This is a genomic window from Peribacillus sp. NPDC096379 (genome assembly GCF_044762875.1).
GTDB lineage: Bacteria > Bacillota > Bacilli > Bacillales > DSM-1321 > Peribacillus.
Map to the genome: position 1 here is coordinate 140682 of NZ_JBIWFD010000005.1, position 17146 is coordinate 157827.

The following is a 17146-nucleotide window of genomic DNA, read 5'->3' on the forward strand; positions in this document are numbered from 1 at the left end:
TTGAAAATAATTAGAATTAAGCATGAAGAGCCAGGTAGAAAGGGACTGTATTTGTAATTAGTCATTCCAAAATTTTTGTTTGAAATGTCCTTTAGTTAATATGCTAACATCTTGATTACTAGGAAAGATTTTTTTGGAAGCGTTTTCAATTTAGGTGGTAAATCCATTTATAAAAATGGGGAGGGGATGTTTCCGTAAAATGAAAGAATAATGTGGTTTTTGTAGCTTCATTGCGATTAGCGAAATGTTGTTTTATGTGGCGTGTTTTCACTAGAGATTGCATCCTGTGGTTCATTTTCATATTAATTCGCTAAAACAAAGAGTCGTGTCTTTTTAAGTGCTTGTGACAAAAATAATTGAATTCTTGGATGGCTTTATACGATGACGACTTTATGTTGTCTCATTTTTCAATCAATCTATTGTATTCTAAAATTAGCCTTAAATCCCTGGCTAACCTTATGGATCTATTCATTGAAAATACAAGCATAACGCGTACAACCAATACTCATGAACCACTTTTAAAAGTAAAGGAGGAGTTAATTTGAGTAAAAAAGGAAAAAACGCAAATATTGTATTTTATGTTTCAGTTCTACTAACGGTCGCATTTATTATTTGGGGTATTTTTTTTACAGAGAGTCTCTCAGCTATTACCGATATCATTTTCGATGGTACCATTGAGTATTTTGGGTGGGTTTATCTTAGTGCAGCTCTGTTCTTTGTCTTATTTTCTGTTTATTTATTGTTGTCTAAATATGGTCATATTAGGTTGGGAAAGAAAACGGACAAGCCAGAATTCAAAACAATATCTTGGTTGGCTATGTTATTTGCTGCCGGTACGGGAGTAGGCATTCTCTTTTGGAGTGTTGCAGAGCCTGTATTTCATTATACGAGCCCTCCTACTGGAGAAGGTTATACAGAAGCAGCAGCTAATGTAGCGTTAAAGTATTCATTTTTCCATTGGGGTTTTCACCCCTGGGCGATCTACACCGTTATTGGTTTAGCTCTTGCTTTTTTCCAATTTAACAAACAATTACCCGCATTAGTGAGTTCTGCATTTTACCCTCTTTTAAAAGACAAAATTCATGGTCCGATTGGAAAAACAATAGATATCCTGGCTGTTTTTGCCACAGTCTTTGGCATAGCTACTTCACTTGGTTTAGGCGCAATGCAAGTTTCAGGTGGGCTTCATTCCCTATTTAACATTCCAAATACACTTGCTATTCAAATCACAGTTATCGTAGTCGCAACCATTCTGTACTTAATCTCGATATCCACTGGATTAGAAAGGGGGATTCAATACTTATCTAATACTGCTATGGTCCTATCGTTTTTGATTATGTTATTAGTTTTAGTCATGGGCCCTACTTTTACGATTTTTAAAGTATTTTTTAATACGATGGGCGGATATGTAGATGATTTCATCAGTATGAGTTTAAACGCAAAACCTTTTGGTGACAACAAATGGAATGGCAGTTGGACCTTATTCTATTGGGCATGGTGGATTGCATGGGCCCCTTTTGTAGGCCTGTTTATTGCCAGAATATCGAAAGGAAGAACGATCAGGGAGTTTGTAATAGGCGTTTTGTTTGTCCCTGCACTTGGTACGTTTGTTTGGCTGTCGATCTTTGGAGGATCAGCTCTCCATCTGATCCATAACTTAGGTCAAAAGGAATTGGCACAACAAGTTATTTCAAATGTGGATTTATCAATGTTTCGTTTCTTTGATTATCTTCCAGCAAGTTCTGTGTTAAACATCATAGGCTTTGCAGTGGTGATTATTTATTATATAACAGTAGCTGATTCATCAACTTTTGTGTTGGGTATGCTTAGTGAAAGTGGTAATTTAAATCCCTCGAATAGAATTAAAATTACTTGGGGGATTATCCAGTCAATGGTTGCCGCTGTATTACTTTTAGCAGGGGGCTTAGAGGTACTTCAAACGGCCTCTATTGCAGTTGCATTCCCTTTTGCAATTATTATGGTTTTCATGTGTTGGTCTCTATATAAAGGATTAAAGAATGAGGTAAAAGAAGATAAAATCTCAGAACCTAAAGAAAAAATTTCATAATGAGCGGACCTATGGGAAAGAATGATAGAAAATCTACGTTTTATGAATACCGTAGAGTAGACTTACGCACGACAAAGCTGAAGCTAGTGAAAAATGTAACGTTCATGAAGATTTCAACACCCAAAGTTCAATCCTCCTCTGTTGAGCCTACAGAGGATTGAACTCTGGGTGAAAGCCATCTATTTTAAGAATTCGTAAAATAATAAAAGTATGCTCTAGATTTAGAGATTCATTGCAAATGACTTGAAGTTTTTTGCGAATCAGTTATTTTATGTTACACTCAAAATTAATTATCGTGATTTTGGGGTGTTAAAGATTGAAAAAACAAACGGAAAAAAACAAGGAAAAGCAAACGGTCCGTATGATGTCTTACTTTATTAACGCAGCTGCTGATATTATCGAAAAAGAAGGGATTGATAAGGTTACAATAAGGAAGGTCGCCGATATAGCCGGTTATAATAGTGCAACCATTTATAACTACTTTGAAGACTTATCCCATCTAAATTTCTTTGCTTCTATGAGTATGGTAAAAAAATATACGGATGCTTTACCACAATATATTGAGAAAGCGAAAACCCCTTTAGAAAGATATTTTTTGATTTGGGAATGCTTTTGTAAATTTTCTTTTGAATCGCCAAAAATCTACTATGCTGTATTTTCGGCTGATTTAGGTACTCATCCGGTCAATATGGAAAAGTATTATGATTATTCCCCAACAGATTTATTAGCATTTTTAGCTGATGATGATTTAAAGCTTATGCTTATAGAATCTGATCAATCTAAACGAACATTTATCTCCCTTAAACAGTGTATCAAAGAAGGATACATTCAAGAAACGCATGCTGAGGGAATCGCAGAATGTCATTATTTAATCTGGCAAGGGATGCTTACGATGTTCGTCAATAACAGAACGATCTATACAGTTGAAGAAGCAACAGAAATAACGGTCAATCATATTCGTAATACTACACCTTTAATTGGATAACTCATATCAACTTCTTGTTTCGAATGATTGTGATTTGTTGACTTGTTTATGTGGATAGCAAACGGAAATACTGATTGCAATGTTTCTAAGTTGCCACTTACTAAGAATCCTATTGATACGAGAACTATAATCCAATTACCAAGAATGGGATAAAAAATGGAGCTAATTAATCCCAGTAAACTTTTACGATATCGGAAAAAGTGAAGCATAGACCAAGAAATGTATAGACGCCCTAAGGTACAATCCCCAGTGAAAAAAAGTGTACATCATCGCTCTATTTGCAGATCCCACTGTATCCCCTTATCCCAAAGGTGATGATGTATACTGTACGATTCGTTCCACTACTCCCCAAAACACTCATCCAATCCTCATCTTGTCAATATAAAAAAACCTCCAGTTAAGTCTGCCAAAAGAACATTGACGAAAATACCCAATCATATAAAAATCTCCTAAAATCAAATAAACAGTGAAATGATACAAGGGACTCTTTCCACATGTCCCTAATTTTTTCTCGACTTTTAGTCGGCATATACAAACCTCTTTCGTGGATTTTTAGCAATAGTCAATCAAGATTACAATATATTAAAAAAGTAATCATATTTAATTTTTATAATTTTTAAAAAGTTATAAAAATTATCATTTACAATATTGATAGAAGTTGATATCATAATTATAAATTAATCATGATTACGAAATGAGGCTGATGAATTTAGAAGAGTCCCTTTATAAAAAGGAGCGCAAAAAATTACCCTAGACTTTTAACTCTAATAATTGTAAACGCTAACATTTTATAACCTTTAAGGCTTGAGAGCCACTCACAATCTACTGATTATAATGGAATAATTGTAGATAGGGGTTGAATTGATTTCCATAAAAAATAAGAAGGATCACAACAATATGTACTATAGATGATCCAGGGGGAGCGGGATGCAGGGGATGGAGAAAAAGAAAATGGTCATCATTGGTGCTGGTGTTGTTGGCTGTAGTATCGCTTATTATTTAAGCAAAATGGGGCTACGAGACATTACGGTGATTGAACAAGGTCCATTATTTGAAACAGGGGGCTCCACTTCGCATGCACCAGGACTTGTGTTTCAACTTGGCTTTTCCAAAGTTCTGACAACATTAGCGAATCAAACGGTGGAGGCTTTTAAAGAGTTGAGTCATGCAGGACAACCATCTTTCTATTCCGTAGGAAGTCTTGAAGTTGCCAATACAAAGGACCGATTAGACGATTTGAAACGAAAAGCAGGAGTAGGAAAATCGTGGGGGATGGAGGCATTTGTTCTTACACCAGAAGAATGTGTGGAAAAATGCGCACTCATTAACCCAGATAACATTTTAGGTGGACTGTATGTACCGTCAGATGGAATTGCTAAACCCCTTCATGCAGTTGACACAATGGCGAAGTTTGCTGAATCCTGTGGGACGAAGTTCTACGGACACGCAGAAGTGACCGGTGTCGAAGTTGTGGATGGTCAAGTAAAAGCAGTTGAAACAAGTGCTGGAAGATTCGAGGCTGACTTGATTATTTGCTGTGCCGGATTTTGGGGACCTCGGATTGGGGAAATGGTAGGCGTCACGATTCCCCTTCAACCAATTGCTCATCAATATGTATTTTCGAATGATTTACAAGAACTAGCTGGCGAATCAGAAGAAGTAACAGCCCCGCTGATCCGTGATCAAGATAATGCCATGTATTTTCGTCAAGTATTCAATGGGATCGGGATTGGTTCCTATCAACATCGCCCACTGCCAGTTGAAGTGAGTGACATTTCAAAATATGGAGAAGCAAAAGAAATGCCATCTGTAAAGCCATTTACGCCGGAAGATTTTTTTGAAAAGCCTTGGCAAGATGCCAAAAGACTCATTCCTGGGTTGAAACAAGCAGGTGTGAAACGGGGAATAAATGGGATCTTTTCGTTTACACCGGATGGGATGCCATTACTCGGTGAATCACAGAAAGTACGAGGGTTTTGGGTAGCAGAAGCGATTTGGGTCACCCATTCTGCTGGCGTTGGTAAACAAATGGCTGAATGGATTGTCAATGGCGCGCCAACTGTGGATTTAGAATTATGTGATATTAATCGTTTTGACACCTACGGACAAAGCCCGGCTTATTATAAAAAGCGCTCGATTGAAAATTATGAAAAAGTATATGACGTTCACCATCCATTTATGCCGCCGGAAACATCGCGTGATATGCGTGTAAGTCCATATTATATGCGGCAAAAAACAGCAGGGGCTTATTTTAACGAAAAATCTGGCTGGGAGCAGCCACAATGGTATGAAGCCAATGATTCGCTTGTTGCAAACTATGAAAATACCATCTTGAAGCGAAAAGGCTGGTCCGCCCAATATTGGTCACCGATTATTGAGGTGGAACAGCTTCATTTACAGCAACATGTTGGGCTTTATGACGCAACAGCTGCGAAAAAGCGGTTGGAAATTAGTGGCGAAGGAGCGCTTGCGTTTTTACAACAATTGACCACAAGTAATATGGATATTCCGATTGGACATGTGACAAGTACATTGATGTTACATGAATTAGCAGGGATAAAAGATGAAATAAAGGTGATTCGTACAAAAGCCTCCACGTTCTTTGTTCTTTGTACAGGAGCAGTGGAAGCAAGTTGGATGAAAAAACACGTATCCATATCGAGCCAGGTTGTGATTCAAGATGTAACATCGGGAATGTGTGGTCTAGGTGTCATAGGTGCTAAAGCGAGTGAGATGATGCAAGCTCTTGATCCAAAGACTTTTGACAGTAGTGAATGGGAGGTTGGCCAAGCCAAAGACGTATTTATCGGAAATGCTCCAGTCCTCGCTGTATGCGATACCTATGCAGGTACAGATAGATGGGAGTTTTTCACCACTTTCGATCAAGGATTACAGCTATGGGATGCACTATTTGAAGCGGGCCACCGATATCAGCTTGTACCTGTAGGTGACCGGGCCCTTGAAAGCATACGGATTGAATCCCTTTCATTAAGAAGTGGGAAAGATTACTGGAGTGAACATGACCCATATGAAGTAGGACTCGATCATATGGTTGACCTTGCGAAACCAACATTTATTGGGAAACAAGCATTGATAGATCGTAAGGAAAAGGGGCCTAAGTTATTGTTAACGACACTATTACTAGATGATCCGTCCATGGTTGTGATGGGGCATGAACCGGTAGTAGATGAAGGAAAGGTTGTCGGATTTGTGACAAGTGCTGGGTATAAATACAGCATAGGCAAGGGGATCGTGTATGCGCTGTTATCACCTGAAGCGGTAAATAGAGAGGGCAAATTAAGTATTGAATACTTTGGACAATGTTACACAGCTAAAATGATGACAAAGCCAGCTGTGATTGCTCATCAATAAGGTCAGGATAACTAATTATACAGGGGAACACATTATGATGTCATGATGATCGATTTGGAACGATAAGTAGTACAGCAGGGATCGATTTACATTTACTAGTGTTGTAGAAGCAATTAGCAGATCTGATGATAAGTGGTAAAACAAATCATCCCATTGAATTATTCAGCCTGTAGCGTTATGTATTTTTGTGAATTTATAAGGAAGCTCCCACATAGTTTCGTTAACTTTTCAAAAGACTAAAGGAGGAATAATAGATGGCGATGGATCAAAGCGTGATAAATGGTAAAGGTAAAATCAGATCTACACTAAAAGGAGAATTTTATACATCCCCAGCCATTTTTGAATTGGAGAAAAAGGAGATTTTTTCAAAATCATGGCTTTTCGTTGGCTATGAATATGAGGTAGCGAACCCAGGTCAGTATATTACAACAAGAGTTGAGGGCGAAAATATTCTGATTGTGAGGGGCAAAGACCATGTGCTCCGTGCTTTCTTAAATGCCTGCCGTCATCGTGGAGCAACCCTCTGCAGCGAACCTTCTGGCAAGGTAGGGATCATCCGCTGTCCATATCACTCTTGGAGTTATGGACTTGATGGTTCTTTACGTGGCGTTCCCAAGTCAAGTGAATGCCATGAAGAGTTAGTGAATAATGATACGTACGGCTTAGAAGAAGTACATCTTCAAACCTGGCATGGCTTGATCTGGCTGAATTTTTCTGAAAATCCAGAGTCGGTGGAACAGCAATTAGACACGCAAATTATGGATCGCTTTGGCGAACTTGAGACATTCGCCAGATACCAAATTCCAACGTTAAGAGTCGCTCACTCTAAGGAGTATGATGTGAAAGCAAACTGGAAGATCATTGTAGAAAACTTCCAGGAATGTTACCATTGCTCGGCCATTCACCCTGAATTAACAGCAGCTCTTCCTGAATTCAAATCAGGTATCGGAACACAAAATCAAGTGGGTCTAGGGGCCAGTTTTAATGAAAATTTAGAAGCCTTCTCCATTAGCGGGAAAGGCAATAGGCCGATGTTAAAAGGATTGCTTCCTGAAGATGACCGTTTATATTTTGGCATGACCATGATTCCGCATGTATTCATCAACTTAACACCGGATCATGTTATTACGCACCGGATTATTCCAATAAGTGCGGAAAGATCGATTGTGATTTGTGATTGGCTATTCGATCCTGAAGAAATGGCCAAACCAGATTTTGATCCAATGGACGCTGTTGAACTATTCCATCGCGTGAACGAGCAGGATTTCGAAGCTTGTCAATGGTGTCAAGATAATATGGGCTCAAAAGCCTATAAAAATGGTGGAATCTTAGTACCAATTGAACATCACGTATCTAAATTTTACGATTATGTTTTAGAGTCCGTTGGTATGAAAGATGCCTAACAGAAAAATCTAATGTAGGATGTGATCTCCTCTAAAGTGAAGTGTTAGTCAGAAACGTATAACAAGATAATCTACTATTTTGGAAAATACCGGAATGATAGCTGTTAACTTAGACTCTTAGTTTCATATGAATCTTACTATAAATCATTATAGATATGAGATTTTATCCTTTTGAGGAGTGAATGGTATGTCCCAGAATGATCAATTGTTTGACCTTACCATTATTGGCGGTGGGCCTACTGGTTTATTTACCGCCTTTTATGGCGGAATGCGTCAATGCACAGTGAAAATTATTGAGAGTCTGCCACAATTAGGAGGACAATTAGCTGCCCTTTACCCAGAGAAATTTATCTACGATATTGCTGGTTATCCCAAAATACGTGCTAAAGAACTAATCCATGCTTTAAAAGAACAAGCTTTTCATTTTAGTCCGACCGTTTGTTTAGAGGAACGTGTTCGATATATAAAAAAACTCGACGGTCATTTTGAAATGATAACAAACAAAGGTGTTCACTTTTCAAAGGCGATCATTCTAACAGCGGGGGTAGGTGCCTTTGAACCAACACGGCTAGACCATCCTAAAACAGCAATATTTGAAGGAAAGAATCTTCATTACTTTGTTGAAGATTTGAATCAGTTTGCGAATCAAAAGGTTGCGATTGTTGGCGGGGGGGATTCTGCTGTTGATTGGGGACTTATGTTGGAATCTATCTCTCAAGAGGTTCATATTATTCATCGCCGAGATAAGTTTCGTGCTCATGAGCATAGTGTAGAAAATCTTAGAAACTCTACCATCAATATTTTGACACCTTATGAAGTAAAGGATCTTATAGGGAACGAAAGGATTGAGAAGCTGGTCATTTCTACTAGTAAAACTCAAGAAGAAAAAATCCTTGAAGTGGATGCGGTCATCGTGAATTTCGGTTTTAAATCTTCACTTGGCTCTATTAAAGAGTGGGGATTAGAGATAGAAAAAGGGAGTATCGTAGTCAACTCAAAAATGGAAACATCAATTCCTGGTATTTACGCGGCAGGGGACATTACTACTTATCCGGGGAAAGTAAAGTTAATTGCAGTTGGATTCGGGGAAGCGCCAACTGCGGTGAATAATGCAAAAGCCTATATCGATCCTGAAGCTAAATTACAACCAGGCCACAGTACGTCAATGAATTTGGAAAAACCAGATTTCGTCACAACTCGTTAGCTTTGTCACTTTTTCTGCAGGAGGGTATATGAATGGCCAAGTACACAATGGTTGATCAGGAAACATGCATCGCTTGTGGGACTTGTGGAGCATGTGCTCCTGACATCTACGATTATGATGAGGAAGGGATTGCTTTCGTAACCTTGGATGCTAATAGAGGGATGGTTGAAATTCCTTTTGACCTTCATGAAGATATGCAAGATGCATTGGAAAGCTGCCCAAGTGGATCTATTAAAGTTGCAAAAGCCCAGTTTGACAGTGACGCAAATAAATTCGAATAAACAGATGGATTTTTACTAAAGGGAGCATCAATTAAAGATTTGACGCTCGAGATATAAAAAGAGCTGACTCTACACATATTCGTAGAACCAGTTCTTTTTTTCATAAAACAACCTTGTCATTTCATCTAGCTTTATACGGGGATGTGTGAAAAATGACTTTTGCCATATTCACGGCGATAATCCTTTTTAGAACCATTGCCTTTACTCTTTCTTATTGTTCGTTTCATTCAATTATTGCGTTTTTTTCATTAACAATGAAAAGATAACATGGATGAGGGCTAAAATTAAACGGATGTTAAACACAAGTGATGAACGAGATGTAGCAGCTACAGGTAGCATAGTTCCATCTGCTAAAGAACTTGCTTATTGTGCAGAGAAAATCGAAACCATTAGGGCAATCTCAATTGCTCCCACAGCTTGTTGAGATGTTTGAAAAATGGCAATGCCATCTCGATAGTATTATTTGACGTTTATGTTTTTCTCAGGATATTCAAGAAGAGCAAGATAAAAGGGGGAACGGAGTGTTATATGCAGGGGAAAAGACCAGAAGTCTGCTCCTTCGTGCTTTTTTAGGAACAGGGGCGGACAAGATAAGGTGTCATATAAGCGTGGAGACAGATTCATTGAGATTTATAAAAAAATTCTCAGTATATCTTGAGAATTGGTTAGATGTTTTCTGTATTTAGTTTTTCAATTATCTTCTACGCATTAATTCTTGTGATTTCCCGTACATATCCATTCCGAACTTTAATGATTCTAAGAACTTTTTCAAATGTGTCATCCCCTTTCTAATTTATGCGATTATTTTCTTTGGTTTTACAATTACTTTCCCCATATTCTTTCAAGTGCATTTGCATACATATTCATACCCCACTTAACTGTGTCTACGAAATTTTTCATTTATATCATCCCCTTTCTTATACTCTTATTATGGTTTATAAGTAATATTTTAACAACGCTGTTGAAATCGGTAACATTCGGAATGAAAACGATAACAAAGACGATGAAAACGGCCTCATATGCTGTTTACTTACTATTTTACTGTTTTTCTCAGTTTTTTATAGGCAATCAACAAAAGTACAGTCGCTGGCCAAACAGCCCGCGGTTTTGAACGTACCGCTTCAGAAGCTCAGAAGCCGGGTGACTTCGTTTATTCTCTACATCTAAGCCTGGGGTTTCTCACGTCGGCACCTATGTGGGGAATGGTCAATTTATCAATGCAAACAGCAGTGGTAGTACTTCTTATTTGTCTGTTGAAGAATGGAAAAACTTATATCCTTTCTTAGGTTTTAGACAAATCTAGAAACGGGGGTGCAGGGTATGGAGCCAATCAAAAAGAAAAATTTCTTATTTTTTATGATTGTATTTGTCGCTGCTGCTTTGGTTATTATGTACGTTTTCAGCTTGCTAATCATTGAAATAATGCAAGCTGTTTTTATTTAACAGTTAGTGTAAAATTGAGATAAGAAATTAGGACGGCGCATAGAGGTGAAATTAGATGTTTGAACAAATAAATAAGAAAAAGGCGAGCTTAGATACCTTACGACCATTGCCAAAATATACGCTAAAGAGTTTACGTGAAAAGCTATTGCTTGAATGGACATATAATACCAATGCTATTGAGGGTAATACATTAACAATGAACGAAACAAAGGTCGTGTTAGAAGGGATTACTGTCGGCGGTAAAACGATGCGAGAGCATTTAGAAGTCATCAATCATCGAGATGCGATTGCGTACGTTTACGAAATTGTGCAAAAAGGAGAGCCACTAACAGAATGGCAAATAAAAAATCTCCATCGGCTCGTTTTAAAAGGTATTGTTGATGATTACGCAGGTGTGTATCGTGACCAACAAGTGTTTATTGCTGGGGCAAAGCATATACCTCCAGCACCTTATTTAATCAAGGAACAAATGGAACAGTTGATTAAATGGTATGACACCGAGGCACAAAAGTTACATCCAGTGGAGCGAGGAGTTATGTTGCATGCAATATTCGTTGGCATCCATCCGTTCATTGATGGGAATGGGCGTGCATCTCGACTTCTTTTAAATTTAGAATTGATGAAGGCAGGTTTTCCTGCAGTTGTTATTAAAGTGGAAAACCGATTAGCTTATTATGAAGCCTTAGATAAATCTCATACGACAAAGGATTATTGTGATTTCATTCAGTTAATTGCAAAAGAAGTAGAAGATTCACTAAATCTGTATTTAAGTGCTATATATTGAAATAATTGGTGTGTTTAGGTCGAGAAGCACCACTAAAATTGATCAATCCTTTTTCAAAATGGATTCACTCTGTTTGCCATAAACATAGATTCACACGATGTTTATAAAAAAACGTGAAGCTTTGAATAAAGTTGCGATATTTCTAAAAAAATCTGATCAAAAATCCTGTATTGATATGCAGGATTTTTTCTTGTTCAGCAATTGGGTCAGATTGTTTAATAAAGGAATGGTAGATATTTAAATGAAGATCTTAGTTATTCATAACGAAACTTGATTACATGATTTGAAAGCCAAAAAGAAATACCTTGAAAGAATGTCTTATACTAATTATTTAACATTTTACTGTTTCCATGTATTTTTTAATTATGTGTACATGAAGTTTAATTAAACTTCATAAAGGATTTCTATATCTTTCAATGATAAAGTCAATAAAATATTTACTTGCTATTGGCAATACCCTTTTGTCCTTGTATGCAAGACTAATAGTACGAATGACAGATGGAGAGATTTCTTTCGTTACAATATTATACGAGCATTTACTTAAAACAAGTTTTGGTAAAATAGAAATGCCTAGCGCCTGATCAATCATAGACATAATCGTATAATCATCATGTACTCGATATTGAATATTTGGTTGTTGCTATTTTAAACCGAGAACGGCATGAACAAATCTTTCAAGAGGTTCGTTCTGGTGCTCGAATTAAATTAGTTGAAGATGGGGATGTTGCAGCAGCGATTAATACAGATATTGAGAATACAAGGCGTGGATATCATGCTTGGTTCTGGAGAAGCTCCTGAAGGGATGTTGGCGGTTGTTGCCTTGAAATGAAGTTTATCCAATCGCCAAGCAAAAATTGTATCAAAATGTTATTATAGTTAAAATCTCAATTTTAGTTTTCTAGTGTAAGTATTTACTCGGAATCTTTTAGATGGAATTGAAGGGGATGCATGATCTTGAACACAAAACACCTAGATTTACTCGCCAAAAAATATGATAGTGAAGAAAAAGTGGTAACTGAAATTATTAATCTTGAATCCATTCTTAACCTACCAAAGGGGACAGAACATTTTGTCAGTGATTTACACGGGGAGTATCAAGCCTTTCAACGTGTGTTAAGAAATGGTTCGGGGAGAGTAAAAGAGAAAATAAGAGATATTTTTAACGATGTATTATCAGAAAAAGAAATTAATGAATTGGCGACATTAGTTTATTATCCTGAAGAGAAATTGCAGATAATAAAGAATGATTTTGATAAGGAACAAGAATTAAACCAATGGTATACAGAAATTATTGATCATATGATTAAGCTCATTTCTTATGCCTCCTCCAAATATACACGCTCAAAATTACGTAAAGCATTGCCTAATCAGTTTGCTTATATTATAGAAGAGCTACTATACAAAACGGATGAATCCACGAATAAGGAACAGTATTACATAAAAATTGTCCAGCAAATTATTTCCCTAGGACAGGCTGATCAGCTTATTATAGGTCTTGCTTATAGTACTCAGAGGTTGGTTGTTGACCATCTTCATGTAGTGGGAGATATTTATGATCGCGGACCAGAGCCTGATAAAATCATGGATACTCTAATCAATTATCATTCTGTTGATATTCAGTGGGGAAATCATGATGTACTATGGCTAGGTGCCTTTGCTGGTTCAAAGGTTTGTCTCGCTAATATTATTCGTATATGTGCCAGGTACGACAATTTGGATATTATTGAAGATGTGTATGGAATCAATCTTAGACCACTTCTTAATCTTGCGGAGAAATACTATGAGGACAATCCAGCCTTTAGACCGAAGAGACATTCAGATAAAAAACTATCTAATCATGAACTATTACAAATTACAAAAATTCATCAAGCCATTGCCATGATTCAGTTCAAACTTGAAAGCTCTATCATAAAGAGACGCCCGAACTTTAATATGTCAGAAAGGCTTTTGCTGGAGAAAATTGATTATGGCAAAAACGAAATAACAATTCATGGGAAAACGTACCCACTAGAAAATACTTGCTTTGCAACGGTAAATCAAGGACAAGCTGATCAACTATTGAAGGAAGAAGAGCAAGTGCTGGATAAGCTTTTATTTTCTGTCCAACATTCAGAAAAGTTAGCAAGACATATGAAGTTTCTTATGAAGAAAGGCAGTCTTTATTTGAAATATAACGGGAACTTATTAATACATGGCTGTATTCCTTTAAATGAAAAAGGAAATATGGAAAAAATGGTGATTGAAAATAAAACCTATGCAGGTCGTGATTTACTAGATATTTTTGAACATTATTTACGACATGCATTTGCACATCCCGAAGAGACAAATGATCTTGCAACAGATATGGTCTGGTATTTATGGACAGGAGAATATTCATCACTCTTTGGAAAAAGAGAAATGACAACCTTTGAAAGATATTTCATTAAGGATAAGGCAACCCACAAGGAGAGAAAGAATCCATACTACCATTTACGTGAAAATGAGGAAACCTGCCGCAAAATTCTAACAGAATTTGATCTTAATCCTGATCAAGGGCATGTAATAAATGGCCATACACCAGTTAAAGAAATTGACGGAGAAAATCCAATTAAAGCAAATGGAAAGATGATTGTCATTGATGGAGGCTTTTCTAAGGCTTATCAATCAAAAACAGGGATTGCTGGATACACTTTATTATATAATTCCTACGGTATGCAACTTGTCGCGCATAAACATTTTAATTCAAAAGAAGATGTTCTGCTAAATGGAACTGATGTTTTATCAGTAAAAAGATTGGTGGATAAAGAACTAGAAAGAAAAAAGGTTCTAGAAACGAATGTTGGAGAGGAATTATTGCAGGAAGTCTCTATTTTGCGAAGTCTTATGGAATATCGCTATATGAATTGAGTTATCAAGCATTACTATTTAATAGATTCTATAATATAGAGTAATGCTTAGTAACATTGTGTTAACAAGCAGGGCCTTCACTTTTACAACCAAGGATAACTCTTCCTAATTTTGCACGACAGGAAGCCGCGATTTGATCAGCCAAGAGATTAAAACCAATTACCATAAAAGTCGATGAATCGAAAGATAATGGCCAATATACAAGGAATTATGTAAAAAATCTTAAATTAATTCTAAAAATTTTAGTTTAATCAATTTCTAGGGACAGTCCAGAAAGTTAGTTTTTACTGACTTTCTGGACTGTCCCGTTATTATAAGGGTACCGTCACATACCCATCAAGCTAACAACGTAAATGACTAGATAAGAAAGAACTCTTGGTTCAAACTAGCGAGTGATGAAAAAGTAGGCATGTCAAAGAAGCCTATTAAAATACGATTTTTTTACTAGGCAGCTTGTCTATGTTTTAGGGGAATGTGGCGGTATCCCAATAGTATCAGTATGTCCAAGGTTTAGAGATTACTTGCAATTGCCCTGAATTTTTTGCACCAGAACCATTATCTGGGTTCTCCGCAGTAATGAAGGCAATGCTAGAAAAAGATGTTGATGAATTAAAATATTTTAAATTAACAGAAAATTTAGGTTTCCGAGACAACTTGAATTAGTCCTTTGAATTTGGTAATTGATAAAAACATATCATTTGAATTTTTTTAAATCGACTGAAAAGAGTAAACTTAAAGTTTACTTTATTGCAGAATTACTATAATCAGTGTATATTATTTTAAAAAGAACTTACTGTTTTAATAGATACTATTATAAAGAAGTATAAAATAGAGGAATTGTGTGAGAATATGGATATTGAACCATTTGCTTACGTATTATCGTTGATTGAAGAGAGCTTTGAATGGTGTAACAATTTGATAGGTTAAAGGAACTTGAATGCAATGATCTTATTATAGGACATGATACCCGCTGATACAACCTAAAGTGGAATATTATCTCTTGAAAGAGGAAAATCTCTTATGCCGATCTTACATGAAATATGTAAATGGGGTTTAGGGTACATGGAAACATGAACCTTTATCACGGGGGAAAACAGAAACTGACATATAAGCAATTGATGCTTTTGATCTCCTGATGAGAAGATGGTTAAATTTGACGATTATAGTATTTTACTAAGTGGTGACTGGGTTTAGGAGGTTTGTTTACAATGCTAATAGTTCAAAAAATCGAGCAGTTAACATATAGATATAATGATGCTAGAAGGACTGTTGGAGATTTCCTCTTAAAAGAAAGAAGAAAATTAAATAACTATTCGATGCAGGAAATTGCAGATGCCACCTATACTTCTAAGTCTACGTTAGTAAGAGTAGCAAAAAATTTAGGTTTTTCTGGATGGACTGATTTTATCTCACGATATAAACAAGAGATTGTCTATATGGATAACCATTTACAAGATGGAGATATGAATATACCATTTTCACAAAACGATACATACATGCAAATAGCTGGGAAAATAAATACAATAAAAACAATCAGTATGAAGGAAACTCTGGAACTATTGGATGAATATTCATTAACAAAAGCAGCAGACATATTAAAAAGCGCAAATCGAGTATGCATGTTTGGAGTAAGTGTTAACAGTTTTTTAGCACAGCTATTCCAGCACAAGATGATCCAAATAGGAAAACCAGTAGAGATTATCACGCAATCAGAAATGAAATTATTATCATATACATTAAAGAAAGGAGATTGTGCAATCATTATTTCCTATTCTGGAAATGATGAGAACAGAATGCCTATATCCTTACCTAGAGAATTAAAAATGGCTGATGTATCTATCATTGGTATAACAAGTTTAGGTGAAAATCTGCTTCGTAATTCTGCAGATTGCACGTTGTCTATCGCATCAAGAGAACGTCTTTACTCAAAAATTGCTTCTTATGCGACAGAATCTTCTATCGCTTTATTGCTGGATATTCTTTATTCCTGTTATTTTAATGTGGAATATGATAAGAATATGGAATATAAAATTGATATTTCTCGAAAAGTTGAAAGAAATCGCGTGTCAACTTCTGAAGGAATTATGGAGGAAAATACAAAATAATAAAGGTGATAAAATCAATATAAAAACATTTATACGAATTAATTTTTTAAAAAAAGATCAAAAATTGCGAAAATTATACATCGGTATTTCTTTCTTCTAAATAAACGTTAACAGCGTAAAACAGGGTGTTAGTGTGAAATTAATATCATTCTCGAACAACCCAGTTACCTGTTCAAAGTTTTAATACCAGTTGGTTAGAATATCCCTTTTCTATATATTTGAAATGATGGATTTCTTGTGAATCTTTATTTAAGATAGTTCTTATTCCTGATGAAAATCGGTATACATACATTTTTATTGTTATTTTTAATTATTTGTGCACGTTGGATAACGTTATAAAAAAGCTGTTTTTCTTTTCTGTTTTTGGTGACATAAATGCAATGGCTGCTGTTACTAGGAATAATAACCGATAGGGACTTTTCAAATCTCTTCTATTCCTTTGCAGCTATTCCTCAAACTCAATTAGATTTTCTGTTCCCTTTATTAATCCATAAATTCTTGATAATATACGTTCTGTTGGAAGGGCTCTATCATAAATGTATTTGCCATGCGAGGCATACATTTGTGATAGAGTGCCTTCCCTTTTTTAGCTAGAAAAACATATCAAAATCACTG

General features: G+C 36.2%; 12 protein-coding genes and 2 pseudogenes. 13 read left to right on the forward strand and 1 reads right to left on the reverse strand.

The annotated features are described in order from the left end of the window. Window positions 1-541: 541 nt before the first annotated feature. The 10 genes and pseudogenes from ACIQZI_RS20210 to ACIQZI_RS20255 all read left to right on the forward strand — a co-directional run bounded on the left by ACIQZI_RS20210 (window position 542) and on the right by ACIQZI_RS20255 (window position 11540). Entirely contained in the window at window positions 542-2068 is a 1527-nt protein-coding gene (locus ACIQZI_RS20210) for a glycine betaine uptake BCCT transporter (protein WP_403076561.1), read from the forward strand. A gap of 316 nt (window positions 2069-2384) precedes the next feature. Beyond that, window positions 2385-3053, forward strand: a complete 669-nt coding sequence (locus ACIQZI_RS20215) for a TetR/AcrR family transcriptional regulator (protein WP_403076564.1) — start codon at window positions 2385-2387, stop codon at window positions 3051-3053. Window positions 3054-3980: 927 nt separating this feature from the next. Continuing rightward, window positions 3981-6425, forward strand: coding sequence for an FAD-dependent oxidoreductase (locus ACIQZI_RS20220; RefSeq protein ID WP_403076567.1), 2445 nt, complete (start codon window positions 3981-3983; stop codon window positions 6423-6425). A 254-nt stretch (window positions 6426-6679) separates the two neighbouring features. After that, window positions 6680-7828 carry an aromatic ring-hydroxylating oxygenase subunit alpha gene (locus tag ACIQZI_RS20225; RefSeq protein WP_403076570.1) on the forward strand — a complete coding sequence of 383 codons (1149 nt, stop codon included), beginning with the start codon at window positions 6680-6682 and terminating at the stop codon, window positions 7826-7828. Window positions 7829-8015: 187 nt separating this feature from the next. Further along, the gene (locus ACIQZI_RS20230; protein ID WP_403076573.1) at window positions 8016-9032 is read left to right on the forward strand and encodes an NAD(P)/FAD-dependent oxidoreductase; all 1017 of its coding nucleotides are present in this window, start codon (window positions 8016-8018) and stop codon (window positions 9030-9032) included. A 32-nt stretch (window positions 9033-9064) separates the two neighbouring features. Continuing rightward, entirely contained in the window at window positions 9065-9313 is a 249-nt protein-coding gene (locus ACIQZI_RS20235; RefSeq protein ID WP_403076576.1) for a ferredoxin, read from the forward strand. Between the two features lie 271 nt (window positions 9314-9584). Continuing rightward, window positions 9585-9737, forward strand: coding sequence for a hypothetical protein (locus tag ACIQZI_RS20240; RefSeq protein ID WP_403076578.1), 153 nt, complete (start codon window positions 9585-9587; stop codon window positions 9735-9737). A 741-nt stretch (window positions 9738-10478) separates the two neighbouring features. Then, a pseudogene (locus tag ACIQZI_RS20245) lies at window positions 10479-10616 on the forward strand (hypothetical protein); the annotation flags it as partial. Window positions 10617-10633: 17 nt separating this feature from the next. Next, complete coding sequence (locus ACIQZI_RS20250) at window positions 10634-10756, forward strand: hypothetical protein (protein ID WP_403076580.1); 123 nt, start codon at window positions 10634-10636, stop codon at window positions 10754-10756. A 55-nt stretch (window positions 10757-10811) separates the two neighbouring features. Further along, on the forward strand, window positions 10812-11540 hold the full coding sequence (locus ACIQZI_RS20255; protein WP_403076583.1) for a Fic family protein: 729 nt from the start codon (window positions 10812-10814) through the stop codon (window positions 11538-11540). A 391-nt stretch (window positions 11541-11931) separates the two neighbouring features. Here the strand turns inward: ACIQZI_RS20255 and ACIQZI_RS20260 are convergent, their stop codons facing one another. After that, the gene (locus tag ACIQZI_RS20260; RefSeq protein WP_403076586.1) at window positions 11932-12135 is read right to left on the reverse strand and encodes a type 2 periplasmic-binding domain-containing protein; all 204 of its coding nucleotides are present in this window, start codon (window positions 12133-12135) and stop codon (window positions 11932-11934) included. 23 nt (window positions 12136-12158) lie between these two features. On the opposite strand from ACIQZI_RS20260, the pseudogene ACIQZI_RS20265 reads away from it, so the two are divergent. The 3 genes and pseudogenes from ACIQZI_RS20265 to ACIQZI_RS20275 all read left to right on the forward strand — a co-directional run. Further along, window positions 12159-12366 (forward strand): annotated as a pseudogene (locus ACIQZI_RS20265) (fructose-bisphosphatase class II); the annotation flags it as partial. Between the two features lie 128 nt (window positions 12367-12494). Next, window positions 12495-14426 (forward strand): fructose-1,6-bisphosphatase, encoded by a 1932-nt coding sequence (gene fbp, locus ACIQZI_RS20270; protein ID WP_403076589.1) that lies wholly within the window; start codon window positions 12495-12497, stop codon window positions 14424-14426. 1208 nt (window positions 14427-15634) lie between these two features. Next, on the forward strand, window positions 15635-16531 hold the full coding sequence (locus tag ACIQZI_RS20275; protein ID WP_403076592.1) for a MurR/RpiR family transcriptional regulator: 897 nt from the start codon (window positions 15635-15637) through the stop codon (window positions 16529-16531). Window positions 16532-17146: the final 615 nt, after the last annotated feature.